Annotated in this window: 1 protein-coding gene and 1 pseudogene; both read left to right on the top strand. The window is 61.2% G+C overall.

Features of this window, described 5'->3' with window-relative positions; genetic code table 11:
- Positions 1-650 (top strand): annotated as a pseudogene (locus tag ABYW26_RS14200) (hypothetical protein); the annotation flags it as partial.
- 186 nt (positions 651-836) lie between these two features.
- Positions 837-1,804 (top strand): DDE-type integrase/transposase/recombinase (locus tag ABYW26_RS14195; RefSeq protein ID WP_372605564.1); only part of this gene is annotated, 968 nt, incomplete at its 3' end.

The raw sequence follows: 1,804 nt of genomic DNA, 5'->3' as shown, positions 1-1,804 counted from the left end.
GTTGGGCGGTGCGGCGGCTAACCGGTGGGCCGGGACCGGAGGTAGACCTTTCCGCCTTCCTTGACCGCCGCGACCCCGAGAACCTCGCCGATGCGGCCGAACCGTTTGCGGATCGCGCAGGCGGTTGGCTGGATCTGACGGCGCAAGCCTCCGAGTTGCACCCGATCACCCGTGCTTGCTTGGGCTTTCACCTCTGGAGCCTCGCGGGACTCGGGCAGCAAGGCGATCGAATGGAGGCGGCAGTCACAGCTGCGCGGATCGCGGCCAGCGAGGGCAAGGGAGCAGTCTTTGCGCCTCTGGCAATGGGCGGGGCAGGGGGGCTACGAGCCGGTGGTCTACCGGTCGACCGTCTCGCGCGTTGGCTCGACGGCATCGAGACGGCATGCCTGACAGCGATGCGGCACCTTGACGATATCGAAGCTTGGGCTGCGCGGGCGGAGGCCGAGATGACGCCGCTTTCAGGCAAGACACCCCCTTCCTTGCGCGCTGTGCTGACCGAATGGCCGCTCGTTTCGGCCCCGATGGCCGAGGCCCTGACGGGCGCCAGCCGTGCCGCCGTCCAGCGCAACCTTGCCTGGATGGAAATGCGAGGCCTGATATGCGAGGTGACAGGGCAAGGGCGATTCCGGATGTGGCGGCTTGCAACTTAGGTTTAGCTCGTCGTCCGGAGGACAAAAATTTACGTTCAGGTGTCGCGTAGCCCTTAATTGTGAGATGAGAAATCCAACGAAATCAACGGCCTTGCTTTGCCCTTAAATATGATATTTTGCCTTTAAATCCGATATTTTTGCCCTTAAACCTGAGACAGGGTTCGCAGCTTCGTGTGGCAAATATTGATGGATGATGATCGCGAAGACTTCGTTGCCGCTGGTGCTGAGGAGGCGCGCAGGGCGGCCGTTCTGCGTCCGCTTGTTCAGGCATATCTCAAAGGAACTGGCAGTCTGGAAAGTGGCATCAATGACGCCGTTTGGGAGCTTGGTGTCAGCAGGGCGACTGTCTGGCGCTGGATAAAGCGTCTGGCCGAAGAGGGTGGGCGCACCAGCGCGCTGGCTTCTCGGAAACGGGGCCGCCCGACTGGTACAACCTTGATATCCGGCAAGGTGGAAGCGGTGATCGAAGAACATCTTCGCCGTTATTTCTTACGGCGGGAACGCCCAAGCCTGTCGCGCATCGTGACAGAAATCCGAAGCGCGTGCTGGCAGCAGGGCTTGCAACCGCCGACACGTCGGACGGTTCAGCGCAGGCTGGATGCAATGGATGCCCGTGAAATTGCCAAGGCACGCGAAGGCGCAAAGGCGGCCCGCCAGAAATTTGCGCCGGTCGTAGGCGACAACAAGGCAAACCGGCCACTGGAGGTCGTGCAAATCGACCATACGTCTGCGGACATCATTCTCGTCGACAGTTTTGAACGCAAACCAATTGGGCGGCCTTGGGTCACGCTGGCGATCGACGTCGCAACGCGGATGGTGACCGGATATTACACCTCTCTCGAGGCACCTTCGCGTCTGTCGGTGGCGCTTTGCCTGACACAGGCTGTGGCCCCCAAGGCGGAACTTCTGGCGGAATTGGTGCGCAATGTTCCTTGGCCCGCGCAGGGTAAACCGCATAGCATCCACGTCGATAACGGGCGCGATTTCCGGTCGCATGCCTTTCGGTCGGCATGTGCAGAATGGGGGATCGATCTGGTCTATCGGCCGCCAGGCAGTCCTCATTTCGGAGGGCACATCGAACGATTGATCGGCACGATGATGGGGGCCGTGCACCTGTTGCCTGGAACAACGCAATCCTCGGTCGTGGCCAAGGG

It is taken from the genome of Actibacterium sp. (genome assembly GCF_041584535.1).
Taxonomy (GTDB): domain Bacteria; phylum Pseudomonadota; class Alphaproteobacteria; order Rhodobacterales; family Rhodobacteraceae; genus Actibacterium_D.
This window is presented reverse-complemented; position numbering and strand designations above follow the sequence as displayed.